This window comes from Kribbella sp. NPDC023855 (assembly GCF_040639475.1).
In the GTDB taxonomy this organism is placed as follows: Bacteria; Actinomycetota; Actinomycetes; order Propionibacteriales; family Kribbellaceae; genus Kribbella.
In genome coordinates, this window is the sequence record NZ_JBFAAA010000011.1 from 229,912 (window position 1) to 253,898 (window position 23,987).

Sequence of the window (23,987 nt, forward strand, 5' to 3'; positions counted from 1 at the left end):
GACTCTACCCACTCTGTACCGTGGTCGGATGCCTGAAGCAATGGTGAGCGCGGTCGAAGGCGCTGAGGTGGTGTTCCGCCTCAGCGATCCTGAGCATGCGTTCACCGGGGTACGGCTGTGGGAGGAGCTCGGGCTCGCGGCTGAGCAACTGGAGTTCAAGCCGGTCGAGAACGGGTGGGAGCTGCGGCTGCCGCGGCCTTCCGTGCACCGGATGGAGTACCTGTTCGACATCGCCGGCTCCGGGATGCGGACCGACCCGACCAACCCGCGGATCGTCGGTGGCGCCTTCGGTGAGCACTCCTGGCTACCACTTCCCGGGTACGTCGAACCCGCCTGGATCGCGGTCGAGCCGATCGCGTCGAGCCTGACCCCGTTGCCGGTCGACCCGACCCCGGTGGGCCCCGTCGACGTCCAGGTCTGGGCGCCGGACGGGATCGCGCCCGGCTACGAGTTGCCGTTGCTGCTGGCCCACGACGGGCCCGAGTTCGCGGCGTACGCCGGGCTGACCCACTACGTCGGCGCCATGGTCGCGGATGGCACGCTGCCCCCGCTGCGGCTCGCGTTGATCCGCCCGGGCTCCCGCAACCTCTGGTACGCCGCCAACCCGCAGTACGCGCGGGCCCTGACGCAAGACGTGCTGCAGACGATCACCTCGGCGTACCGGAGCAAGCGGCCGGTGCTGATGGGTGCGAGCCTCGGGGCGCTCGCCGCGCTTCACGCCGAGTGGAAGCATCCGGGCAGCTTCGCCGGGCTGTTCCTGCAGTCGGGGTCGTTCTTCACGCTCGACACCGATCCGCAGGAGGCGAAGTTCGAGTACTACGCGGAGGTCACCGCCTTCGTGAATTCGGTGCTCACCGCCACCGAACCGCCCAGCAAACCGTTCGTGTCGATGACCGCCGGGACGCCGGAGGAGAACGTGCACAACAACCGGGTGATGGCGGCCCACCTGAGCCACCTCGGCCTGCCGGTCGCGTTCGACGAGAGTCCGGACATGCACAACTTCACCGCCTGGCGAGACGTCCTCGACCCCTGCCTGACCGAGCTGCTGCGCCGCGTCTGGCGTTAGGCTCAAGCGGGTGCTGAAAACACTCGCTGGATTTTCCGCGTTCGGTCTGTTCTGGGGTGCGTGGGGCGCGATCCTGCCCGCGGTGAAGGCCGAGACCGGGGTCAGTGACGCGCAGCTCGGCGGGGCGTTGCTGATGGTCGGGCTCGGCGCGCTCTTCTCGATGCGCTTCACCGGCTACCTGATCGACCGGTACGGCGGCATCGTGCTGCCCGTAGCCGTGGTGCTGTTCGCCACCTGCGGGGTGCTGCCGGCACTAGCCGGTTCAGCCGTCGCACTAGGCGGTGCTCTCTTCCTGCTCGGCGCTACCTCAGGTGCGACGGACGTAGCCCTCAACGCCACGGGTACGACCGCCGAGGCCGACACAGGCAAGCCACTGATGAACCTGGCCCACGGACTCTTCTCCCTCTCAGTAGTCGCAGCCAGCCTCGGTACTGCGGCCCTCCGCGCCGCCGGGGCCGGCGCACTGCCGGTACTGGGCGGAGTCTTCGTAGTGATCGTCCTGATAGCCGCAGTTCTCCTGGCACCCGGCTCAGGCGGTCACATCCGGCCAGTGGCCAAGGAGAAGGGCAAACGCAGACTCGAGCCCGCCCTGCTCGTGTTCGGCGGCCTGTGCGCTCTCGCCTACGTCGTCGAGAACGCCTGGCAGAGCTGGAGCGCAGTACACCTCGACACGACGCTCGGTGCTGCTCCGGCACTCGCCTCGAGCGCACCAGCCGTCTTCGCAGCCGCCGCGGCCACTGGCCGGATCAGCGGCAACGCTCTCCTGCGCCTGGTCAAGCCGGCGCAGCTCCTAGTCGTCGGCGGCAGCGTCACAGCGGCCGGCAGCGCACTGGCGGCTGTAGCGGGCAACCCCTGGCTCGCACTCGGCGGCATAGCGATCGCCGGTCTGGGTACGTCGGTCTGCGCGCCGACGCTCATCAGCATGACCGGGGCCTGGGCAGGACCCGAGCGGCGAGCCGGTGCCATCTCCACGGTCACCACGATTGCCTACCTGGGCTTTCTGCTCGGCCCGGCCGCGGTCGGCGCCTTCTCCAGCATCTGGTCGTTGCCCACGGCATTGGGCTGCGTCGCAGTACTGGCTGTAGTCGTGGCAGTGCTCGGTCCGGTGGCGGGACGCGCTGGAGCGAGGCAAACAACGTAAAGACATGGCAGGGTGGCGAGAGAACCGGACAGGGGTGAGGCTGCATGGAGCGAGAGCAAGTCGAACTGGAGGCCCCCGGGCTGGACCGGCCCGGCACACTGATCCGCTACGGCCACTACGGCCGGCCTGTGCTGGTGTTCCCCAGTGAGCAGGGCCGCGCCTGGGACTACGAGAACAACGGCATGGTCGGAGCCGTCGCCGACCTGATCGAGGCGGGCCGGGTCAAGCTGTACTGCGTCGACTCCTACGACCACCTGAGCTGGTCGGACCGGAGTATCCAGCTGGAGGAGCGCGCTCGCCGGCATGGGCGCTACGAGTCATGGATCCTCAACCAGGTCGTCCCGGCGATCGGCAGGGACACCCCGGGCGCCTCGGACATCATCACCACCGGCTGCAGCCTCGGCGCCTTCCACGCGTTCAACTTCGCGATGAAGCGCGCGGATCTGTTCCCGATCGCGATCTGCCAGTCCGGCAACTACGACGCGTCCAGCTGGCACGCGTGGGGCGAGCGCGGCGACGCGACGTACTTCAACAACCCGGCCGACTACCTGCCCAACCTCGAAGGCGAGCACCTCGAGTGGTTGCGCAGCCGGGTCTTCCTGGTGCTCACCGTCGGCCAGGGCGACTGGGAGACGCATCCCACCGGCTCCCTTCCTTCGGCGCACGCCACGGCCGCAGTACTGGCTGCCAAAGGCATTCCGCACGAGTTCGACCTCTGGGGTCACGACGTCGCCCACGACTGGCCCTGGTGGCAGAAACAACTCGCCCACCACCTGCCCCGATTCTGCTGACCCACTTAGGAGTTGAAGATGGCTGACCGCTCTCAGCACTTGATCGGGTTGTTGCTCGGCGCCGAAGAAGACTGGCCGCAGGCGTTCGAGGCGCTGTTGCGGCGGGTCGGGCCGGTCAAGGCCGGCGATCGCACCCACGAGTTCGGCACCGAACGGCTGACGATCGAGCCGTTCGACCTGAACGACCCGGTCCGGGTCGGCCTGGTCATCGACCGGCTCGCCTACTGGTACTACCACCCGCGCGAGTGGCTGAAGAAGGCCGCGCTGATGAACGGCACCTACCTGCTCAACTCGCCGTTCACCTTCCAGTCGATGGAGAAGCACAGCGCGTACTGCGCGATGCTGCGGCTCGGCCTGAAGATCCCGCGGACCGTCCTGGTGCCGTACAAGAACCCGGTCGACAACGTGCGCTGGGCCTACACGGCGGCGAAGTACAACAAGCCGTTCGACCTGGACGCGATCGCCGACGACCTCGGCTACCCGATGTACATGAAGCCGTTCGACGGCGGCGGCTGGCGCGGGGTGTCGCGGATCAACAACCGCGAGGACCTGCACGCCGCCTACGACCAGTCCGGCGAGATGCTGATGCACCTGCAGGCCACGGTCGAGTACGAGAAGTTCGCCCGGGCGTTGTCGATCGGCCCCGAGACGATGGTGATGGACTTCCGCCCCGACGAGCCGATGCACAACCGGTACGCCGTCTCGCACGACTTCCTCAGCCCGTCGGCCGGCCACCAGGCGGTCGCGATCAGCCGGATCGTGAACGCCTTCTTCGGCTGGGAGTTCAACTCCTGCGAGATGCTGGTGGCCGGCGACTCGGTGCACCCGATCGACTACGCGAACGCCTGCCCGGACGTCGCGATCACCTCGCTGCACTACTACTTCCCGTGGGCGATCAGCGCACTGGTGAAGTGGTCGGTGTACTCCCTGGCGACCGGCCGGCGGACCAAGGTCGACCTGCACACCGAGCGGTACTTCGCGATCGCGGACGACGACTCGCTCGACTACGACGCCAAGCTCGACGGCTATCTCGCACTGGCCGACGAGTACTTCGAGACGGCGAAGTACCACGAGTGGTGCGCGGAAAACCTGGCCCACTTCGACGAGCAACTGGTCGACTGGGTCTCCGGCGAAGACTTCGACCGAATCCTGCGGGAGACGGTCGCGGCCACCTATCCGGCGCACGAACAGGAGAAGTTCCTCGACCACTTCCGCGGCCTGACCAGCCTGTGGGTGACCGACCAGTCCAAATAGCCCACCCATCACAGATCCCACGCCTGCGCCACGCTCGCTCCTGCGTCGCTCACACGGCGCTAGCTCCCACCCACCCCTGGGGGCGCTCCTGCGTCGCGCGAAGCGGAAGTAGGCACCCGTCTTGGTGAGGGCGCGCCTGTCGCCATCCTGCAGATCCCACGCCTGCGCCACGTTTCGCTCCTGCGTCGCTCACGCCGCGCTAGCTCCCACCCGCCCCCGGGGCGCTCCTTCGTCGCGCGAAGCGGGAGTAGGCACCCGTCGAGCATCTGGCCGGCCGGACAACGTGGGGCGCGGTTGTTTCTCACTGGATTCGGTTTGGGTGTGCCGACGGACAGGAGGTAGTCCCCGATTCCCGCACACACGCTTGCACCTTGAGCGTGCAACCGGTGCTTCGTGCGGACTACCTCCTGTCCGTCGGGACACCCCAACCGCGCCACAGCAGTTGCGATCGCCGCCGGACTCGTCCCAGACGGCTGACCACAACACCTGAGCGCGATACATGCCTCCCGGTGACGCAAAGAGCTCCCCAGGTTGGTGGAGTCGAGCACAGCCGGCGCTGTCAGCCGGCGAGAGGCTCAGCGTCACCCGGGGCGGGTGCCTACTCTCGCTTCCGCGCGACGCAGGAGCGCCCCCGGGGGCGGGTGGGAGCTAGCGCCGTGTGAGCGACGCAGGAGCGAGCGTGGCGCAGGCGTGGGCTCTGCGTTGGCAGCCGGCGAGAGGCTCAGCCTCACCCGGGGGCGGGTGCCTCCTCTCGCCCTCGCGCGACGCAGGAGCGCCCCGGGGGTGGGTGGGAGCTAGCGCCGTGTGAGCGACGCAGGAGCGAGCGAGGCGCAGGCGTGGGCTCTGCAGTTGGCAGCTCGTCCTTCCGGACGAGCTGGTCGTCCTTCGGGACGAGATCGGGCACTGATGTGTTCCTGATCGGGGCACCACCGCGTCACCAGGGGTAGAGACATCCGCTCCCCCGGAGGTTCATGGTGCGCCGCCTGCTGTTTCGGCTGCTCGGCTGGTTGCTCGCGTTCTTCTTCGTCCTGCTGATCACGGTGGTGGCCGCGTTCTTCATCGGCTATCAGCGCACCGAGATTCCCCAGCTGAACGAGGAGTTCCGGGCTAACGCGACGGTGGTGACGTATGCCGACGGCAAGCATCAGCTGGGCTCGTTCTACGAGCAGAACCGCAAGTCGGTGCTGCTGCGGGAGGTGCCCAAGCATGTGCAGGACGCGGTGATCGCCGCCGAGGACCGCAGCTTCTGGACCAACCCGGGGATCTCCTTGCCCGGGATGGCGCGGGCCGCGCTGGCGATTGCCCGAGGCAAGCAGTTGCAGGGTGGTTCGACCATCACCCAGCAGTACGTGAAGGTGATGTACCTGACCCAGGAGCGCACGATGTCGCGCAAACTCGACGAGTTGTTCATCGCGACCAAGGTGAGCCGGACCCAGGACAAGAAGACGATCCTGGAGAACTACCTCAACACGATCTACTTCGGGGAAGGCGCGTACGGCGTCCGGGCGGCCGGCCAGGTGTACTTCGGGGTCGACCATCCGAAGGACCTGACCGTGCCGCAGGCGGCGTACCTGGCGACGGTGCTGAACAACCCGACCTGGTTCGACTCCGACAACCCGGCTGCCGCGGGCCGGACGCTCGCCCGCTACCGCTATGTGCTCGCCGGCATGACCGAGTTGTCCACGATCACGGCCGGGGAGGAAGCGCAGTACCGGAAATCCCTTCCTGTGTTGAAGAAACGACCCAAGGGCAACCGGTACGCCGGTCCGACTGGGTACCTGCTCGATCTGGCGCGTCGCGAGCTGGCGCAGTACGGGTTCGACGGGGATCGGTTGACCGGGGGTGGATTGCGGGTGATCACCACGTTCGATCGTGGCCTTCAGCAACAGGCGGTCGAGGCTGCGGCGGCGGGATATCCGCCGGGCGGCTCGGACGTGCACGTCGCCTTGGCGTCCATCCGGCCGGGCACTGGCGAGGTGGTCGCATTGGTCGGTGGGCGCGACTATCTGAAGAGCCAGCAGAACTGGGCCACGACCAAGGCACCGCCGGGCACCCTACTGCGTCCTTTCGCGCTGGCCGATGGAACGACCGGCAAGAGCCTCGACCGCCAGTACTTCGATCTGGTCGATGCGCATCAGGGCGAACTCATCACGAAGGCAGCCGAAGCGGCCGGGATCCCGCGCATTCCCAAGGCGGATCGCGCGGCACCGGGCCTCGGGCCGGATCCGTTGGCCTCACCACTCGACCTCGCCGGGGCCTATGCGACCTTCATCGCCGACGGCCGGTGGGTGCGGCCGCATGTGATCAAGGAGGTGCGCGACTCGCACGGCAAGGTGCTCTGGTCAGCTGGCGAGCTGCGGCCGGTCCAGGCGCTGATGGGCGAGGCAGCGCGGGGGATCGACAACGTTCTGATGGGCGGCAAGGGCGCGAGCGCGACTGCGTTGAGCATCGAGAAACGGAAATTCAACAGGAAGTGCCGGTGCAAGAAGTACCGGGGCGCGCCGGACACACTGGCTAGCTGGTGGGTTGGCTACACGCCTGAGCTGTCGACTGCTGTGCTCTACCGGGCCGGCAAGGTGGGCGAGTCGAATCTGGCGCCTTATGGCGATGGCAAGAGGTTCCTGGGCGACGGGTGGCCGGCCGCGACCTGGTCGGCGTACGCGCACCTGCCCCTCACGAGAGCTGCCCGCTGAGCGTCACTTCAAAGCTTCCAAGATTGCGAGTAGGGCGACCACGCGTGCGGGTGGGACGGCGAAGACGCCGCGGGCCGGCGAGTGGAGCCAGCCTTCGGCCGTCAACTGGCGCAGGTGGTGGTAGATCTGCCCACTCGTCCCGAGCCCGTCGACCTCACTCAACGCACTGACGGTCGCCCGCCCCCGCACGATCTCCCGCAACAACGTCAACCGCACCGGATTACCCAGCGCCGCCAACCCACCGGCAAGCCCCGCCCAATCATCCCGTTCCTGAAGCGCCTCCATGGCCCGCTCCACATCAGCGGCCGCAGGACCTGTGGACAACGCGGCGGATTCGAGCGCTGTGATGCGCCTTTCCAGCTCTGCGAGCCGGTTATCCACAGCCTTCTCCACATTGTGGATAGTACGTAGTTACGTAGCTATTGCAAGTACCACCGGACGTAAAGTAGCGAGGTGCGTGATGACGAGGTGCCTGGGTGGTGGCAGCGACTGGGGCTCGACGGGCTGGTGGACGTGCATGTGCACTTCCTGCCGGATCGGGTGATGGATGCCGTCTGGGGCTACTTCGACCAGGCCGGGAAGCACTACGGCACGGCCTGGCCGATCACCTACCGCACGCCGGTGGCCGAGCGACTGAAGACGCTCGAGGCCCTCGGCGTACGCCGGTTTCCCGCGCTCGTCTATCCGCACAAGCCGGACATGGCCGCCGGCCTCAACACCTGGGCCCGGGAGTTCGCGGCGAACACGCCCGGCTGCGTCCCGAGCGGGACCTTCTACCCCGAGCCCGGCGTAGCGCAGTACGTGAAGGAAGCTCTGGAGCTGGGCACGCGGATCTTCAAGGTGCACGTCCAAGTGGGCGACTACGATCCGCGCGACGACGAACTCGACGCGGTCTGGGGGCAACTAGCCGAGGCCGGCGTACCGGTGGTCGTGCACTGCGGATCAGGACCGATCCCCGGTCGCCACACCGGCCCCGGCCCGATGGGCGAGGTCCTCCGCAAGCACCCGCGCCTCACCGCGGTCATTGCCCACCTCGGTATGCCCGAGTACGCCGAGCACCTCGAACTCGCCGAGACCTACCCCAACGTCCACCTGGACACCACGATGGCCTGCACCCCCTTCACCGAGGCCCTCGCGCCGTTCCCCCGCGACCTGCTCCCCCGGTACGCCGCACTCCAGGACCGCATCGTCCTCGGCTCCGACTTCCCCAACATCCCGTACCAGTACGCCGTCCAACTCGAAGCCCTCGAGCGCCTCGACCTCGGCGACGCCTGGCTCAAAGCAGTCTGCTGGCACAACGGGGCCCGCCTCCTCGGCGTCTAGTCCAGGTCCGTGGACACTCCGTTGCCGCGCCTATTCCATCGTTGTAAAGTCAGGGCCGCCCGCATCCCTTCTGCTCTTGGGAGCCTTCTCGATGCCCAGCCCTCAGCCCCGCCCCGAGCATCCCCGGCCGCAATTCACCCGCCCTGACTGGCTCAACCTCAACGGTGAGTGGCAGTTCGAGCTCGACCGGTCCGACTCCGGGCTGGAGCGCGGCGTCCGCGACCGCGACCTGCTGCAGCGGATCACCGTGCCGTTCGCTCCGGAGAGCCAACTGTCCGGGATCGAGAACGTCGACTTCCTCGAGGCCGTCTGGTACCGGACAACGGTGACGATCCCTGCCGACTGGGCGGGCAACGACGCCGTGCTGCACTTCCAGGCCGTCGACCACGACGCCACCGTCTGGGTCAACGGCGTCGAGGTGGTCCGGCATCGCGGCGGCTTCACCCCGTTCAGCGCCTCGCTCAACGGCGTCGCCGCACCGGGCGAGGAAGCGACGATCGTGGTCCGCGCGCGAGACAGCCGGTACGGCGTACAGGCGCGTGGCAAGCAGTCACAGCCGTACTTCAACGCCGACTGCCACTACACCCGCACCACCGGGATCTGGCAGACCGTCTGGCTGGAGGCTGTCCCGTCGGTCCACCTGAACCGGCCGCGGATCACCCCGGACGTCGCCGGCTCCTGCTTCCACCTCACCGTGCCGGTCTCGGCCAACAAGCCGGGCTGGAAGGTCCGCGCCGTACTGTCCGACGACGCCGGCGAGGTCAGCTCGGCCGAGGTCCGCGCCGATCTCGACCTCGCGCCGCGACTCGTCCTCGCCGTACCGGCCGATCGCGTCCGGCTCTGGGACACCGGCGATCCTCACCTGTACGGCGTCACGCTGCAGCTGATCGATGCCGACGGCAACATCGTGGACACGGCCGACAGCTATGCCGGCCTGCGTTCCGTGTCGATCAACGGCCAAGCGGTGCTGATCAACGGCAAGCACGTCTTCCAGCGGCTCGTGCTCGACCAGGGCTACTGGCCCGAGAGCCTGATGACAGCGCCGTCCGAGGAGGCCCTGGTCGCGGACATCGAGCTGAGCCTGGCCGCCGGGTTCAACGGTGCGCGCCTGCACCAGAAGGTGTTCGAGGAGCGGTTCCTGTACCACGCGGATCGTCTCGGCTACCTGGTCTGGGGTGAATTCGGCGACTGGGGCGCATCCGTTGCCGACGGCACCCGTGACAACAACCAGCAGCCGACCGCTTCGTTCGTGACGCAGTGGCTGGAGGCCGTCGACCGCGACTACAACCACCCATCGATCATCGGCTGGTGCCCGCTCAACGAGACACATCAACTGCTGCACGACCGGATCACTCAACTCGACGACGTGACGCGGGCGATGTTCCTGGCGACGAAGGCGGCCGACACGACTCGGCCGGTACTGGACGCTTCGGGCTACTCCCATCGCGTGCCGGAGACGGACATCTGGGACTCGCACAACTACGAGCAGGACCCGGTCGAGTTCGGCAAGCAGATGACCGGCCTCGCCGACGGTACGCCGTACGGGAACACCGGCGGGTCCGACGACCGGCCGATCTCGCAGGACTACAACGGGCAGCCGTACTTCTGCAGCGAGTTCGGCGGGATCTGGTGGAACCCCGAGGCGTCGCAGGCTTCCGGCAACGACAACCGCGAGTCGTGGGGTTATGGCCAGCGGGTGAAGGACGAGGCGGAGTTCTACGACCGTTTCGCCGGGCTGGTCGACGTGCTGCTCGACGATCCGCTGATGTTCGGCTACTGCTACACGCAACTCACCGACGTGTTCCAGGAAGAGAACGGGATCTACCGGTTCGACCGCAGTACGAAGCTCGACGTGGCGCGGATCCGCGCCGTCCAGACCCGTGCGGCGGCGTACGAGAAGTAGCTCAGAGGGTGCCGGTCGCCAGTTGCAGCCCGAGACTGCTGAGGGCGACCGACACCCACAAGAGTGCCCCTAGTGCCAGCGGTCGCCAACCGGCTTTGCGCAGCTCGCTCGGGCGCATCGACAGGCCGATGGCGACCAAGGCCGAGGTGATCAGGAACGTTCCCACCAGAGACAGAGTCTCCTGCCATGCCTCCGGCACAACACCCGCACTCCGCAATCCAGCAGCCACAACGAACCCCACCAAGAAGAGCGGAACCATCCGCCGCCACGGCATATTGGGGGCGGAAGCAGCGCGCTCTGGGGTAGCGCTGGCCGCGTGAGCTCGCGCCTCTCGGCGGGACTTGAGGATGACTAGGCCGAGGACGATGGGGATGAGCATGAGGGAGCGGGTCAGTTTGACGACCAAGGCCTGGTCGCCGGCTTGCTGGCTGTAGGTGTAGCCGGCGGCAACAACTGATGAGGTGTCGTTGATCGCAGTACCGGCCCACAGGCCGAAGGCTTCGGCGTCGAGGCCGAGCAGGTGGCCGAGGGGCGGGAAGGCGAGTACCGCAACGACATTGAAGGTGAAGATGGTCGCCAGCGCATAAGCAACCGATGAACGCTTCGCGCCGATCGCAGCAGTTGCGGCCGCGATCGCCGACGCGCCACAGATCGCAGTACCGACGCCGATGAGCGTCTGAGTGTCGCCTCGCACACCAAGCAGCCGCCCGAACAACCAGGCCCCTCCGAGCGCGACCACCAGCGTCCCGAGCATCACGGGCAACGAGTCACCACCAACCCGAAGCACTTGCTGCAGAGACAACCCAGTCCCCAGTACGACGATCGACAGCTGCAGCAACGTCTTCGAGGCAAAGTCGTACCCCGGGCGCGACCAACCGCCGCGCAGTGCCGGGACGAGTACGCCGGCCAGAACGCCGAGCACGATCCCGAACACCGGGCCGCCGATCACCGGCACCAACCGCCCGAGCGGCACCGCGGCGGCGGCCAGCGCGAGCACCACGAGCAGACCCGGAACACGCTCGATGAAGTGGGGAGCCACAGGTCGCGTCGCGGTACCGGCGGGTGACCTAACCTCGACGTGCACCACTGCCCGGCCCCTCCCGACTGAAATGTGCGTACATTTAAGTTAAGAGATGACCGGACATTTAGCAAGACGGTATCGACGAGAGAGGTCCGGATGAGCGAGCGCAAGCTGGATCGCAGCGGCGGGCAGCCGCTGTGGAAACAGCTGCAGCAGGAGCTGGTACGCCGGTTGCGGGCCGGCGAGTTCGACGACCTGTTCCCCGGCGAGCTCGCGTTGGTCGACGAGTACCAGGTGAGCCGGCACACCGTTCGCCAGGCGCTCGGCAAGCTCCGGGCCGACGGACTGATCGTCGCCGAACGCGGTCGCCAGCCGCGGGTCGCGACGACCCCAGAGATCCGGCAGCCGATGGGGGCGCTCTACAGCCTCTTCTCCTCAGTAGAGGCGTCCGGTCTCCCCCAGCACAGCGTCGTACGGGCTCTGGATGTCCGGGCGGACGGCGTGATCGCCACCAGGCTGGACCTGGAGGCTTCGATCCCGCTGGTGTACCTGGAGCGAGTCCGCTTCGCAGGTGACGAGCCGCTGGCGCTGGACCGCGTCTGGCTGCCTGCGTCGCTGGCACAAGGGCTACTGGACGCCGACTTCAGTCACACCAGCCTCTACAACGAGCTGGCCGAGCGCACTGGGCTCCGGCTCGACCACGGCCGCGAAGACATCCGTGCGGTCAACCCGACTCCGGCCGAGCGGGCACTACTGCACTGCCCGGCCGATGCCGCCGCCTTCTCGATCAACCGGCTGGGGAACGCCCAAGGCCGCAAGATCGAGTGGCGGCACACCGTAGTACGGGGTGATCGGTTTGCCTTGGCTGCGGAGTTCTCTGCTCATGACGGCTACCGCCTGACCCCTGCGACGGCCGGTGGCGCCTTTACAGCGTGACCGACTCCAGGTGGTCGATCTTGATGAAGGCTGAGCCCGCTGCCTCGACAGAGGCCCGCAGTTTGTTCAGACCGCCCCAGTCGACCGCTGGCTTGTCCAGCGGCTCGTCGAAGTCGTCCCAGTGGGTGGCGATCACGGTCTTCACCGGCTTGATCGTCTGAAGCAGGCGGTCGGTGACGCCCGGCTCACCACCGGGTGCAGCGAGCACCACGTCGACCTGCAGGTCCCGCAAGGAGACCGGGTCGTAGCCCGCAGTACTGAGGCTGAGGATGCGCAGGCCGCCGATAGTGATGACGTAGGCGAGCGTGCCGCCCTCGACCAGGTCCGCGATCGTCCGCGGCCTGGCCGGCACAGCCCCCGGCCGCGTGCCCGGGAAGGCGAACTGGTGCCGCTCGCCACCACACGAGTGCAGCGAGCGGAAGACCTCGACAGTGAACCCCTTGAACGGCAGGTACTCGCCACCACTCACCTGGGACAGCTGCTCACCCGGTGCGCGCATGGCGCGCAGCAGGTTGAGGTGCGACTCGTTCCCCAGCACAGTGGCGCCGGTCTTGCGGGCGATGTAGGGCACGTCGGGGATGTGGTCGTAGTGCCCGTGGTGCACGAGTACCGCGTCCGCATGGCTCACGTACCGATCGATCACCTCCGGCTTGCTCACCACACGCGTCGCCGGATCGGCACCTGCCGGCTTGAAGGTCCCGGTCTTGAACCTGGTCAGCCACGGATCAGTTAGTACGACGTACTGGCCGCACCTGATCTCCCAGCGGTGGTTGCCCCACCAGGTGAACTTCACCGGCTCGCGCGAAGCCGTGTCCGCGGCACTCGCCGAACTGCGCCAGCCAACCACGCCCGTGGCGCCCACTGCGGCAGCCGTGGCACCGGCCAGTACTCCTCTTCGACTCAAAGTCACGCCGTCTCCTCACTCGTTACGGGCCGCCAGTCAAGGTGAGGACGGTTGTCCATGTCGAATAGGCTCTTGGTCATGAGTCGATCCTTTGGTGATATCGACGCAGGTCAGGCGGGTCATGCTGACTGAGCGATACCTGCAGATTTTCGTGGCGCTGGCCGACGAGCAGCACTTCGGGGACGCAGCGCGGGTCGTCGGGATCACCCAGCCGCCGCTCTCGCAAGGGCTTCGGCGGCTGGAGGCGATGGTCGGCGCCAAGCTGTTCGAGCGCGGTCTCGGGCGGGTTGAACTCACCCCGGCCGGCGTTGCCCTGCTCCCGTACGCCCGTCGCGCCCTGAGCGCCATCGAGGAGTTCCACCACGCCGCTGTCGCCCGCGACCCCGACGGCACGGAGATCCGCATCGGGTTGACTCCAGAGGTGCCTGCTTCGGTAGGCGCCGCAGTAGCCGCCGCCTGCGGCGAGGCTGTCCGCGGCAGCCGTGTCACCGCGGTCTCCGCGCCAACCAGCTCTCTGGTCAACCAGGTCTCTTCCGGCCGCCTAGCGATGGCGGTGGTACTCCACCCAGCCGTCCTCGACGGTCTCCAGGCAGGACCGGTCACCCTGCTCAGGAGCTGGGCCCTGGTGCCCACCTCTCTCTACCCGGACGACGGCGAGCCGCTCCCCCTCCGCAAGCTCGACGGCCTGCCGATCGCAGTACGGCCGCGGGCAGAGGCCCCTGCGGCCAGGGACCTTTTCCTCGACACTCTCGGCCTCCATCGGCCCAGCGGCGGCACAGTGGTCGTCACCGACGACAGGGCGGGCCTGGCCATGGCCGCTGCCGGCCAAGCGATCGTCGTCACTCCTGACGACTCCCTCCAAGCAGCTGGACTCGGCAGACATCGCCTGGTCGACGACCCTCTTCCAGTACGCCTCCGACTCGTCTGGCCTCAGTCCCGTACGCCGAACGCGCTCCCGCCCGAGGTCATGTCACAGCTGGCCCAAGCGCTGGTGTCGCCATGACTGCGCGCATCCGTGCGACCTTCGACGACGCCGGAGCCCGTGGCTGGCTCCACGCGGTCTCACTGGACCACCCGGACCAGACAGTCGACCTGGACCCGGACGTCGTCGTACCGATCGCGTCTGTCTACAAGCTTCCGCTGCTAGCGGCCTACTGCCACCTGGTCGACGCGCAGGAACTCGACCCCCGACAGCAGGTCACCCTGCTTCCAGAGGACCGCATCGCCGGCCCGACCGGCCTGTCGATCCTGCAGGACCCGGTGTCGATGTCGCTCCGCGATCTGGCCGTCATGATGATGACTGTCTCCGACAACGCCGCCGCGGACGCACTGCTCAACCAGGTCGGGGTGGACCGGCTTGCCCAGCTACTGCGGTCGTTCGACCTGCAGCACACGTTCGTACGCCGTGGGGCGGCGGGCAACCTCAGCGAGCTGAGACGGCGTACCGGTGCGAGTGATGTGGACGCGGCGTTCGCAGTACTGGCTGACAACGACCAGACCGACCCAGCGGATGCCTACGACGCTGCTGGGATGTCTGCGAGCTCTGCCAGAGACATGACCACGTTGCTGGCCGGCCTGTGGTCCGGACGGCTGCTCTCGGCAGAGCAGACGGCATTCGTCCAGAGAGTCATGCAGCAGCAGGTCTTCTCGCAACGCCTCGCTTCCGGCTTCCCGTACGACGGAGTGCGGGTCGCGGGGAAGACTGGGACCTTCGGGGCATTGCGGCACGAGGTCGGGGTGGTCGTGATGCCCGGCGGCGACGCGTACGCCGTTGCCGTCTTCACCCATGCTGCTCGTGGCGACTTCCGGTTGCCCCGCGTCGATGCGGCGATCGGCGAGGCGGCTCGCCTCGCCGTCGACCAGCTGCGGTGACTTAGACGACTGCGTAGGCCTCGACCTCGATCAGGATGCCGGGGCGGAACAGCGCGACGACCTGGACCGCAGTACTGGCCGGTGGGTTCGCCGTGTCGATGTGCGCGTCCCTCGCGACCCGGACCGCGGGCAGGTAGGCGACGTCGGTCACGTAGAAGTTGAGTTTCACCACGTTGGCGAAGGTCGCGCCGGCCGCGGCCAGGCAGCGGTCGAGATTGGCGAAGACCTGCTGCGCCTGGGCGGCAGGATCACCCTCGCCCACAAGGTTGCCATCGGCATCGAACGCGACCTGCCCGGCGATCGCGACCCAGCGGCCCGGCCCAGTCACGACATGGCTGTACCCGTTGCCCGGAGCAACGCCTTCGGGGTTCAGGTGGGTGAGCTGACTCAAGACTTCCTCCTCGTGGTGGTGCCCCCATCCTGACCGGTGCGCCGACCATCGCACCAGCGCATACTTCGCACGGCGGCCATGCGCGGCGGGTATATCTTGCCGACATGGAACTGACCCCGCTCAGAGCCTTCCGGGAGGTCTGCCGGCTGGGCTCGATCAGCGCCGCCGCGGAGTACCTCGGCTACACCCAGTCGGCCGTGTCACGGCAGCTCGCCGGACTGGAGACGCAGCTCGGGCGGCCGCTCCTGCGCCGGCATGCGCGAGGTGTCGAACCGACCGCGGCCGGTGAGGTTCTGCTCACTCACGCGATCGGCATTCTCGCCCAGGTCGATCGGGCGATCGCCGATGTCGAGTCGGCCGAGAGCTGGCCGGGTCCGCTCCGCGTGGGCGCGGTACCGACGGCCAGTGCGAGGCTGTTGCCCTCTGCGCTGACAGTTTTCAATCTCGAGCGGCCCGATGCTCGGGTGACCTTCGCCGAGGACGTCACCCCGCGCCTGATCCCTCAGTTGACCGACGGCACGATCGATCTCGCGGTGATCACCGACTATCCGCCCGGCCTGCCGGCCGCCGACGGGCTCGAGGTGTTGCACCTGCTCGACGACCCGCTCCAGGTCGCGCTGCCGGCCGACCACCGACTGGCCGGCAACCCGGTGATCGAGCTTGCCGAGCTCGCGAAGGACAGCTGGGTCGAGGACTACGCGGGTGCGGCCGCAGTACTGACCAGCTTGTGCGCCAAGGCCGGGTTCGCGCCTCGGATCGACATGGTGTGCGGATCATGGCTCGGCAAGCAGGCGTTCGTCGCCGCCGGGTACGGCGTCACGCTGGTGCCCGGACTCGTCGTCCCGGCCTTGCGCGGCGACCTCGTGGTACGGGAGCTGGCCGATCCACCGATGCGGACCGTGTACGTCGCGACCCGTTCCGGAGACGAACCCTGTGGCGCCGTCACCGGCTTCATCGAGGCTCTGCGCCGGGTCGCTTGACTTCAAGTTCACTAGAACTGCTGGGATTTTCCCATGACCTGGCAGACCGAATCCCTTGACCTCGACGCCTACCTGCGACGGATCGATCATCCACGCACCGGCGCCTCCGTCGAAACCTTGCACAGCCTGCATGCCGCGCACGTCCGGGCGATCCCGTTCGAGAACGTGGACGTGATCCTGGGCACCCATCCGGGACTCGCGTTCGACGCCATCCAGACGAAGCTCGTCGGCAGGCAGCGAGGCGGGTACTGCTACGAGCACGCGCTGTTGTTCGCTGCCGTCCTCGAGGAACTCGGCTTCGAGGTGGAGCGCCGGGTGGCCCGGGTCCAGCCGCACAAGTCGGGGCCGCGTACGCACATGCTGCTGCTCGTCCGCGTCGACGGGCAGGAGTTCCTGGCTGACGTCGGCTTCGGTGCGGGCATGCTGAACCCGATGCCACTGAAAGACGGCGCGGTGGTCGATCAGGCCGGCTGGGAACACAAGCTGACCGTCGAAGGCGACACGTGGACGCTCTCGAAGCGCACACCCGAGGGCTGGGTCCCGATGCATGCCTCCGACAACGAGCCGCAGCGGCTGATCGACTACGAGGTCTACCACCACTACGTTTCGACCCACCCGAACTCGCCGTTCAGCAGCAAGCTCGTGGTGATGCGGCTGGACCAGGGCATCAGCCGCCGCCTCGTCGGCAACCAACTCACCGTCGAGTACGCCGACGGGCGCACGACCGAGCGCACAGTTGCGATCGACGAGCTGGAGACGGTCCTGAAGGACCTCGACGTCGTCCTCAGCCCGGAGGAAGCAGACCGGCTGCGACTGGTGGTTGGGCAGCAGCAGTAGGCGTCTCGGTCCGGAAGCTCTCACCGAGCTGCGCCCCGAGACCGAAGTAGTGCCGGAAGTTGTAGATCAACGGCGACCACTTCCGCGGATCGACGTACGAGGTCCCCGGTACGACGATCCGCGAGTCGGCGTGGACTCCGAGTACCCGTGCCTCAACGACAAAGAAGTTGCCCGCAGCATCCAATCGGGTGTCGACGGCAACGGCCTCTAACTGCAACGGACACTCGGCCACCCGTGGCGGTGCGACCAGTTCCGACGCCACCGGCGTCAGCCCGGCCGCCTCGAACTTGGCCGGCTCGTAGCGGAACCTCTCGCGTTTGTGGTCCGGAACGGGGTCGCGTCCGGTCAGCCCGGCGATGCGTTCCACCTCCGGCCACAGTTCGGGCGAGGGAAAGTTGATCACCAACTCCGGCCGCCTTTGCAGGTTGTACGCGGTCTGGCCGGCTGCGCCGAAACCGAGGACCACGACGTCGCCGAGGGCCCAGGCCGATGACATCGGGGCGAGGTTGGAGGTGCCGTCGTCGTTCACCGTACTGACCAGCTCGACCGGCGTACCGAAGTACAGGATGGACGGCTCGATGGTGAGATGCGTCATGGCGCCGACGCTAGGAGCGGGTCGGTTAGGTGGGCGCCGAAGTGTGGGCGAGGCAGGATGGAGGGGTGAACACGTCGACGGAAGGGCAGGAGCTGGCTGCCTGGGCGAAGTTGCTGGCTGACTCGACCAGGGCCACGGTCTGCCTCGCGCTGCTCGACCGGCGCGCCTGGACCGCGACCGAACTCGCCAAGCTGGCCGGGGTTTCGCGCCCCACCATCAGCGAGCACCTCAACCTCTTGGTCGACGGCGGACTGCTCAGCGAAGTAAGGCAAGGACGCCACCGGTACGTCGAACTCGCCGGGCCGGAGACCGCCGAGTTGCTGGAGGGCCTTGCGGCGTTGACTCCTCGCCCGACCCAGGTCGCGACCAGCCTGTCGGCCGCGTCCAAACGCGACGCTTTCGCCCGTGCACGCACGTGCTACGACCATTTCGCCGGGCGGCTCGGTGTCGCGCTGGCCGATTCGATGACCGAGCGCGGGCTGCTCGACTGGTCGGAGGGAGTCACGCTCACCACCGCGGGAAGCAAATGGCTTGCTGAGTTGGGAGTTGTCGTCGAGCCGCGTCGCGGGCGGCCCGCAGTACGGTCCTGTCTTGATGTGACAGAACGGCGTCCGCACCTCGCCGGTGCCGTCGGAGCCGCTTTGTGTGCACATGCTGTGCGGCAGCGGTGGGTGACGCGGATTCCTGGCGGCCGGGCGCTCAAGGTGACCGGTTCGGTGGAATCCTTCGGCCTGCCTGGAGATGTGGTTAGTGAACTGCTCTCCAGATCGTGAGACGAGAACACGCCCCCGACGGGCAATTGTCGGTGAAACCGCCTAGCCTTCGGCCATGACTGAGTTCGAGCCCGACACCGAGCTGGTGTCCCGTCTCTCGTTACCCAGCCATGTGGTCGTCCTCGCGGACGGCCAGTGGCGGCGCGGCTGGCTGATCGGCCGCGAGCACGAGGACACGGGATGGATCGGCGTGGTGCAGTACGAGGCCGACGACGGTATCGAGCGGACGGAACGCCTGCCGGCGGACCGGATCGCGCTGCCGGAGCCGGACCGGCCGACTGAGCGAGCGTCGTAGGACGTCGTAGTACCCAGAGGAGGAGCAGGACGTACGAAGGCCCCCGGGAGCATCCGGGGGCCTTTCGTTGTAACGACGTCGGGGCGCCTCGAGCGACAGGCGAGAACCCCGCCCCAGGCCCTTCGGGCGGTTGACCTGGGACGGGATCCTCAGTGGCGTTACACACGGTGTATCGCTCGTCACCCGGTCGGCGTTACAGGTTTTCCGGAAGATTCCTGGTGGCGATCAGCCGGCGGGCCACGTCACGCAACTTGACGTTGTGGTCCTGGGAGTAGCGGCGCAGAACGGAGAAGGCCTGCGGGCCGGTCAGGCTGAATCGCTCCATCAGGATTCCCTGCGCCTGACCGATCTGTTTGCGCGCCTCGATCGCCTGCCACAGGGTCGATTCGCTGCGCGCGTTCGTGACCGCCACGGCGGCGTGGTCGGCGTACAGCTGAGCGACGGTCTCGTCCGTCCGGGTGAACCGGCCCGGCGTTTCGGAGTACAGGGTGAGCGCACCGACAGTGGTGGCGGGCGTCCGGAGGCGGACGCTGAGGATGCCGCGCAGGCCGATCGCCGCGACCCGGGCGGCCCAGGCCGGCCAGCGCGGGTCCTTGGTGGCGTCCTGGCTCAGGACGCTGAGCTGGTCGTTGACCGTGGCATGCGTCGGGCCTTCGCCCACCTCGAGTTGGGACCGCTCGGCCTCTTCGACCAGCTCGCCGGTGGCCGCGACCGGTTCGAGACGGCCGCCGCGTTGCATCAGCACCACACTCGCGTGGCGGGCGCCGATGGCGGTGCTCACGTAATCCAGGAACCGCTCGGCGGTCTGCACGACGTCGGGCTGTTGGTGCAGATCCTGCGCCATCCAAGCCAGCTCCTGGGCCAGCTCGTCCTTCACTCGTGGGCCGCCGAGGGGGGCACGGGAGTTGTCACCGGAAAGCATCCTCGGGGTCGGTACACGTCATCACGGCGCATGCTGCGCCAGCGGCTGACTTCCCAACCGGGAGGAACTTTACCGCGCCGCCGCCCGGCTTCCCGGCTGGGACGGCTGATACGACCGGCGAGTTTCGCGGATCGCCGCCACGCACAAACCTGGCCCGGCCAGTCCTGCTCAGGCGTGGGTGGGGACGCCGGTGGTGGTGCCGAGCAGGTTGGTGAGTGGCGGCGCTCCGGGCGGTTCGGCGTACCGGCTGTGGACAGGGGACGGCCCCGGCGCACGTGGCTGAACGCCGGGACCTGAAGTGACCGGCCTCTCGAGCGACCGCTCACTCCTTAGCACTCAGGTGCCCTTTCGCACCGTGGTCAATCAGTGACGCTGGCCGACGGCAACCGTTCAGAAGCTGACGGCAAGCAAGACCCGGCCGGACTCGGCGCCGCGGATGTCCAGCCCCTTGATCTGGTGGCGGCGCAACTTGGTCGTCGTGGCCGGTTTCACCGTCGTACCGGGCGCCGCCGTCCAGCTCGCCAGCAGCGTCGCCTTGCCCGTGTCGTCGGTGACATAGAGTTCGTAGCCGCGGGCCCGCTCACTCGGTGTCGCCAGCTTCTCGTACCGGCAACTGATCTCGATGGTCGTCCCCCACGGCTCGTCCACCAGCCGGGCGTCGGCCGTCAACTTGGTCGCCACCGTCTGCGCGAGCACCACCGTGTCGTGGGGGGCCTTGTTGTGGGTGAGCGTCCCCTGGATGACGATCCCGGACACCGCTGCGGTGGCGGCGACGCTCGCCACCACCGCAGCCAGCCGGTAGCTCTTGCGCCGCCGGTCGCGTTGCACACTGCGCACCAGCCCCGGCAACACGTTCGGCGGAGCAGCAGTGATCGTCGCCAGCGCCCGGTCCTCCGGCAACATCGCCAGAGTCCCGGGTACGCCGGCCAACGACGCCACCTCCGCCGAACAGTCCGGGCAGGTGCGCAGGTGCTCCTCATAGGCGCGCCGGTCCCGCGGTGACAGGACCCCGAGCAGGTACGCGGCGTCCCACTCCCGGTACGGGTCACTCATTCCTTCGTCACCCCCCTCTCCTGCAGCGCCAGCTTCAGCGCCCGCATCCCGTAGTGCAGCCGGGACTTGACCGTGCCGGCCGGGATGTCCAGCTCCTCGGCGATATCGGTCACCGTGCGGCGGCCGTAGTACGCGCGCACGATCACCTGTCGATGGTCATCCGACAACTGAGCCAGCGAATCCGACACCAACCACGCATCCAGTACTGCGTTCGCGTGGTCGGCGCTGGGTCTTTCCGGCAGGTCGTCACTGGCCACCTCGCGCGTGACCCGGGCACTGCGCCGGTCGTCGATGACCAGATTGCGCGCCACCGTGAACAACCAGGCCCGGGCGCCCGCCTCGTCCTCGGTCAGGATCTGCGGCAGTCGCCACGCCCGCAACAAGGTCTCCTGAACGACATCCTCGGCGAACCGGTCGTCGCCGGTCAGCCGGACGACGAACCGCCACAACGAGGGCGCGTGCACATCGTGCAACTCCCGCAGCAGCGCCGCACGATCGTCGGCCATCGGCGCTCCTGTCCAGTCGTCAGGCTGCTCAGCGTCCGGCTTCCCCGAGGTCACTCAGTCGCAGCTGCCAGCTGCCGCGCCTCCTGCTGCTTGGACTCCCGCAACTGCTCCAGAGCCCAGGTGCCGGAGCCGAGGAACGCGATCAGCAGGAACGCGAAACAGAACAACGCCGCCTTCTCCCCACCGTTCTGCACCGGCAGCAGCGCGTCGGCCTGGTGCACAGTGAAATAGGCGTAGGCCATCGATCCCGAGCACAGCAGAGCGGCGTACCGGGTCCCGAACCCGACCATCACCAGCGCCCCACCGACGAACTGGATCGCCGCCGCCCACCACCCCGGCCAGAGCAGCGCCTCCACCTGCTTGCTCCCCAGCACCCCGAACAACGCCGCAGCCCCATGGGTCGCGAACAAGAACCCCACAACAATCCGGAATACGGCCAGTACCTGACCCTGCCAGCGCTCCAACACACTCATCACTTACTCCTCAGGTGAACGGACGGGTTCACGCACCGGCCTTCGAGGCGCCGCTACGGGGTAGTCCCCGAAGCCGGCGTACCTCGTGGAGCCGATGCCCTCACCGAGAGAACGACCCACCACCCCATCCGGTTCAACCGATTGCGACCTCTTCATCACCCTCCGAAACCACCAGACGCGCTGGTCTACCCCAACCCATTCGCGATCCGCCCCCCGAACCTGACAGACTGTCCCCAGCACACCCAGGGCCTCTAGCTCAATTGGCAGAGCAGCGGACTTTTAATCCGCGGGTTGTCGGTTCGAGTCCGACGGGGCCTACAGTGTGAAAGTGGCCTCTGACCTGCGGAAACAGGTCAGAGGCCACTTTGCTTGGTGGCTCCAGCTGCCACGGAATTTGGCCCCGTGACATCGTTCGTGACACAAGTCGCGCCTAAACTGCCCTCATGACGCGGTCCAAGGGCCAGAAGAAGCGGCAGCCCGGGAGTCTCGACACGCTGCCCAGCGGCGCCATCCGGGTGCGCGTCTACGCGGGCATAGACCCTGTGACGAAACGCCCCAATGTCTTGACCGAGACGATTCCGCCCGGCCCTAACGCCGAGAAGCTCGCAGAGCAAGTGAAGGTCAACTTCCTGAATCAGGTGTACGAGAAGCGCAACCCGCGCACCAAGGCAACGGTCAACCAGTTGCTCGACAAGTACCTCGCCGAAGCCGAGCTTGAGTTCAATACCCGCGACATCTATGTCGGCTACGCCAAGAAGCACATCCGCCCACTCCTCGGCGAGACGAAGGTCGGCGCACTCGACGCCGGCGTGATGGATTCCCTGTACGCCGAACTCCGACGATGCCGCGACCACTGCAAGAAGACCAAGGGCCAGATGGACCACCGGACGACCCGTGAGCACGAATGCGACCACCGGTGCGGACCGCATGAGTGCCGCCCGCTGTCCGCTTCCACGATCCGGCAAATCCACTTCATCCTTCAGGGTGCCCTCCGGGCGGCGGGCCGATGGAAATGGGTCACGGTCAACCCGATTGCCGACGCAGTACCGCCTGCGGCACCGAAAGGCAATCCGCGCCCACCGTCGGCCGCGCAAGCTGCACGCATCATCAACGAGGCATTCAAGGATCCCGACTGGGGTGCGCTCGTCTGGCTCACGATGGTCACAGGCCACCGACGCGGGGAACTCTGCGCCATCCGATGGTCCCACCTCGACCTCGATAACGGTGTTCTTCACCTGGAGAAGGCCATCGGCCAGCGAGGCGCGAAGAAGTGGGAGAAGGACACCAAAGCCCACCAGGACCGGCGGATCACGCTTGACCCCGAGACTGTCGAGATCCTCCGCGAGCACTTGACCCGATTCCAGACCCGCGCAGCTGCTCTGGGACTTGAACTGCGCGACGACGCCTACGTCTTCTCGCTCGCCCCAGACGGCTCAAAACATCTGATCCCGGACTCCGTCGGGCAGCGCTATCGCAAGCTGGCCGAACGTCTGGAGATCAAGACCACCATCCACAAACTTCGCCACTACTCAGCCACAGAGCTGATCGCCGGAGGCGTGGACATTCGCACGGTCGCCGGCCGCCTCGGCCACGGCGGCGGCGGAACCACAACGCTCCGCGCTTACACCGCTTGGTCCTCGGAAGCAGACCAGCGAGCCGCCGGCACCCTCGCAACTCGAATGCCCGCCCGGCCGACGATGGCCGCTCCAGCGATCGAATTCCCCAACCACGATCCGAAGAGCCCCTACGAGCACCTGGCCATCGCCCTCCGCGACCAAATCCTCGACGGCACGTTCCAACCCGGCCTGCCCTTGCCTCCGGTCAAGCAGATCGGCGCAGACCACAACGCATCCGCCGGCACAGCCCAACGCGCCGTCAAGCTCCTCGCCGACTGGGGCCTCGTCGAGCTCAACTCGGGCCGCCGGACCATCGTCAAGTACGCGGCTGCGGCTCCCATCATCCCCACAGCCGCCGAGGCGCCTGCTGCAACTGCGCCTGCGGCCAAGCCCCTCGACCTCGAGGTCCGCCATCTCGGCACTCCCATTGCCAGCTTCCGGGCTGAAGCGGACCCTTCGGACAACGCTGACCTCCGCGCCCTCCTCGTGGGCGCGATCCGTCGAAGTGGGGGCGACGTGACCGAGATCGCCGACTACGAACTCGTCGTGCACCTCGCGGGATCGACATCTCCCATGACGACCTTTGTCGCGACCAAATAGCTCAGTCCCGCCGTCCCAAATCTCGCCGCGCCGACGCACGGC

24 protein-coding genes and 1 tRNA gene are annotated in these 23,987 nt (G+C 67.5%); 16 read left to right on the forward strand and 9 right to left on the reverse strand.

Going from position 1 to position 23,987, the window contains the following annotated elements:
- Nucleotides 1–28: 28 nt before the first annotated feature.
- The 5 genes from AB0F51_RS31370 to AB0F51_RS31390 all read left to right on the forward strand — a co-directional run bounded on the left by AB0F51_RS31370 (nt 29) and on the right by AB0F51_RS31390 (nt 6,945).
- Nucleotides 29–1,066, forward strand: a complete 1,038-nt coding sequence (locus AB0F51_RS31370; RefSeq protein ID WP_360285663.1) for an alpha/beta hydrolase-fold protein — start codon at nt 29–31, stop codon at nt 1,064–1,066.
- Nucleotides 1,067–1,076: 10 nt separating this feature from the next.
- Entirely contained in the window at nt 1,077–2,207 is a 1,131-nt protein-coding gene (locus AB0F51_RS31375; RefSeq protein ID WP_360285664.1) for an MFS transporter, read from the forward strand.
- Between the two features lie 44 nt (nt 2,208–2,251).
- Nucleotides 2,252–2,998, forward strand: coding sequence for an alpha/beta hydrolase-fold protein (locus AB0F51_RS31380; RefSeq protein WP_360285665.1), 747 nt, complete (start codon nt 2,252–2,254; stop codon nt 2,996–2,998).
- An 18-nt stretch (nt 2,999–3,016) separates the two neighbouring features.
- A complete protein-coding gene (locus AB0F51_RS31385; protein ID WP_360285667.1) occupies nt 3,017–4,252 on the forward strand; it encodes a hypothetical protein in 1,236 nt (411 codons plus the stop codon).
- A gap of 971 nt (nt 4,253–5,223) precedes the next feature.
- Nucleotides 5,224–6,945, forward strand: coding sequence for a transglycosylase domain-containing protein (locus AB0F51_RS31390; RefSeq protein WP_360285668.1), 1,722 nt, complete (start codon nt 5,224–5,226; stop codon nt 6,943–6,945).
- Nucleotides 6,946–6,948: 3 nt separating this feature from the next.
- On the opposite strand, the gene AB0F51_RS31395 is transcribed toward AB0F51_RS31390, so the two are convergent.
- Nucleotides 6,949–7,230, reverse strand: coding sequence for an ArsR family transcriptional regulator (locus AB0F51_RS31395; protein ID WP_360285670.1), 282 nt, complete (start codon nt 7,228–7,230; stop codon nt 6,949–6,951).
- A gap of 168 nt (nt 7,231–7,398) precedes the next feature.
- On the opposite strand from AB0F51_RS31395, the gene AB0F51_RS31400 reads away from it, so the two are divergent.
- The gene (locus AB0F51_RS31400; protein ID WP_360285672.1) at nt 7,399–8,268 is read left to right on the forward strand and encodes an amidohydrolase family protein; all 870 of its coding nucleotides are present in this window, start codon (nt 7,399–7,401) and stop codon (nt 8,266–8,268) included.
- A 91-nt stretch (nt 8,269–8,359) separates the two neighbouring features.
- Nucleotides 8,360–10,171 carry a sugar-binding domain-containing protein gene (locus AB0F51_RS31405; RefSeq protein ID WP_360285673.1) on the forward strand — a complete coding sequence of 604 codons (1,812 nt, stop codon included), beginning with the start codon at nt 8,360–8,362 and terminating at the stop codon, nt 10,169–10,171.
- Nucleotide 10,172: 1 nt separating this feature from the next.
- On the opposite strand, the gene AB0F51_RS31410 is transcribed toward AB0F51_RS31405, so the two are convergent.
- The gene (locus AB0F51_RS31410; RefSeq protein ID WP_360285674.1) at nt 10,173–11,255 is read right to left on the reverse strand and encodes a putative sulfate exporter family transporter; all 1,083 of its coding nucleotides are present in this window, start codon (nt 11,253–11,255) and stop codon (nt 10,173–10,175) included.
- Nucleotides 11,256–11,348: 93 nt separating this feature from the next.
- Here AB0F51_RS31410 and AB0F51_RS31415 point away from each other — a divergent pair, with 93 nt between their 5' ends.
- Nucleotides 11,349–12,128 (forward strand): GntR family transcriptional regulator, encoded by a 780-nt coding sequence (locus tag AB0F51_RS31415; RefSeq protein ID WP_360285675.1) that lies wholly within the window; start codon nt 11,349–11,351, stop codon nt 12,126–12,128.
- Here the strand turns inward: AB0F51_RS31415 and AB0F51_RS31420 are convergent.
- Nucleotides 12,118–13,038, reverse strand: coding sequence for an MBL fold metallo-hydrolase (locus AB0F51_RS31420; RefSeq protein WP_360285677.1), 921 nt, complete (start codon nt 13,036–13,038; stop codon nt 12,118–12,120). The genes AB0F51_RS31415 and AB0F51_RS31420 overlap by 11 nt on opposite strands.
- Before the next feature lie 115 nt (nt 13,039–13,153).
- Between AB0F51_RS31420 and AB0F51_RS31425 the strand changes: the two genes are divergently transcribed.
- On the forward strand, nt 13,154–14,035 hold the full coding sequence (locus AB0F51_RS31425) for a LysR family transcriptional regulator (protein WP_360285679.1): 882 nt from the start codon (nt 13,154–13,156) through the stop codon (nt 14,033–14,035).
- On the forward strand, nt 14,032–14,904 hold the full coding sequence (locus tag AB0F51_RS31430; RefSeq protein ID WP_360285681.1) for a serine hydrolase: 873 nt from the start codon (nt 14,032–14,034) through the stop codon (nt 14,902–14,904). The genes AB0F51_RS31425 and AB0F51_RS31430 overlap by 4 nt, the downstream gene beginning before the upstream one ends.
- Nucleotide 14,905: 1 nt before the next feature.
- On the opposite strand, the gene AB0F51_RS31435 is transcribed toward AB0F51_RS31430, so the two are convergent.
- Nucleotides 14,906–15,295 (reverse strand): RidA family protein, encoded by a 390-nt coding sequence (locus AB0F51_RS31435; RefSeq protein ID WP_360285682.1) that lies wholly within the window; start codon nt 15,293–15,295, stop codon nt 14,906–14,908.
- 104 nt (nt 15,296–15,399) lie between these two features.
- On the opposite strand from AB0F51_RS31435, the gene AB0F51_RS31440 reads away from it, so the two are divergent.
- On the forward strand, nt 15,400–16,275 hold the full coding sequence (locus AB0F51_RS31440; protein ID WP_360285684.1) for a LysR family transcriptional regulator: 876 nt from the start codon (nt 15,400–15,402) through the stop codon (nt 16,273–16,275).
- Between the two features lie 33 nt (nt 16,276–16,308).
- A complete protein-coding gene (locus AB0F51_RS31445; protein WP_360285686.1) occupies nt 16,309–17,112 on the forward strand; it encodes an arylamine N-acetyltransferase in 804 nt (267 codons plus the stop codon).
- Here AB0F51_RS31445 and AB0F51_RS31450 read toward each other — a convergent pair.
- A complete protein-coding gene (locus tag AB0F51_RS31450) occupies nt 17,060–17,707 on the reverse strand; it encodes a flavin reductase family protein (RefSeq protein WP_360285687.1) in 648 nt (215 codons plus the stop codon). The two genes, AB0F51_RS31445 and AB0F51_RS31450, sit on opposite strands and share 53 nt — an antisense overlap.
- 65 nt (nt 17,708–17,772) lie before the next feature.
- Here AB0F51_RS31450 and AB0F51_RS31455 point away from each other — a divergent pair, with 65 nt between their 5' ends.
- Nucleotides 17,773–18,480 (forward strand): winged helix-turn-helix domain-containing protein, encoded by a 708-nt coding sequence (locus tag AB0F51_RS31455; RefSeq protein WP_360285689.1) that lies wholly within the window; start codon nt 17,773–17,775, stop codon nt 18,478–18,480.
- Nucleotides 18,481–18,535: 55 nt separating this feature from the next.
- Nucleotides 18,536–18,775, forward strand: coding sequence for a hypothetical protein (locus tag AB0F51_RS31460; RefSeq protein ID WP_360285691.1), 240 nt, complete (start codon nt 18,536–18,538; stop codon nt 18,773–18,775).
- 193 nt (nt 18,776–18,968) lie between these two features.
- Here the strand turns inward: AB0F51_RS31460 and AB0F51_RS31465 are convergent, their stop codons facing one another.
- From AB0F51_RS31465 to AB0F51_RS31480, 4 genes are all read right to left on the reverse strand, one after another.
- Nucleotides 18,969–19,619 carry a GAF and ANTAR domain-containing protein gene (locus AB0F51_RS31465; protein WP_360285693.1) on the reverse strand — a complete coding sequence of 217 codons (651 nt, stop codon included), beginning with the start codon at nt 19,617–19,619 and terminating at the stop codon, nt 18,969–18,971.
- A 468-nt stretch (nt 19,620–20,087) separates the two neighbouring features.
- The gene (locus AB0F51_RS31470; RefSeq protein ID WP_360285694.1) at nt 20,088–20,750 is read right to left on the reverse strand and encodes a zf-HC2 domain-containing protein; all 663 of its coding nucleotides are present in this window, start codon (nt 20,748–20,750) and stop codon (nt 20,088–20,090) included.
- Nucleotides 20,747–21,256, reverse strand: coding sequence for a sigma-70 family RNA polymerase sigma factor (locus AB0F51_RS31475; RefSeq protein ID WP_360285695.1), 510 nt, complete (start codon nt 21,254–21,256; stop codon nt 20,747–20,749). The genes AB0F51_RS31470 and AB0F51_RS31475 overlap by 4 nt, the downstream gene beginning before the upstream one ends.
- 50 nt (nt 21,257–21,306) lie before the next feature.
- Nucleotides 21,307–21,729 (reverse strand): DoxX family protein, encoded by a 423-nt coding sequence (locus AB0F51_RS31480; protein WP_360285696.1) that lies wholly within the window; start codon nt 21,727–21,729, stop codon nt 21,307–21,309.
- A 245-nt stretch (nt 21,730–21,974) separates the two neighbouring features.
- Here AB0F51_RS31480 and AB0F51_RS31485 point away from each other — a divergent pair.
- Together AB0F51_RS31485 and AB0F51_RS31490 are read left to right on the forward strand one after the other, a co-directional pair.
- Nucleotides 21,975–22,047 (forward strand) — tRNA-Lys (locus tag AB0F51_RS31485).
- 197 nt (nt 22,048–22,244) lie between these two features.
- Entirely contained in the window at nt 22,245–23,945 is a 1,701-nt protein-coding gene (locus AB0F51_RS31490; protein ID WP_360285697.1) for a tyrosine-type recombinase/integrase, read from the forward strand.
- The last annotated feature ends 42 nt before the right edge of the window (nt 23,946–23,987 follow it).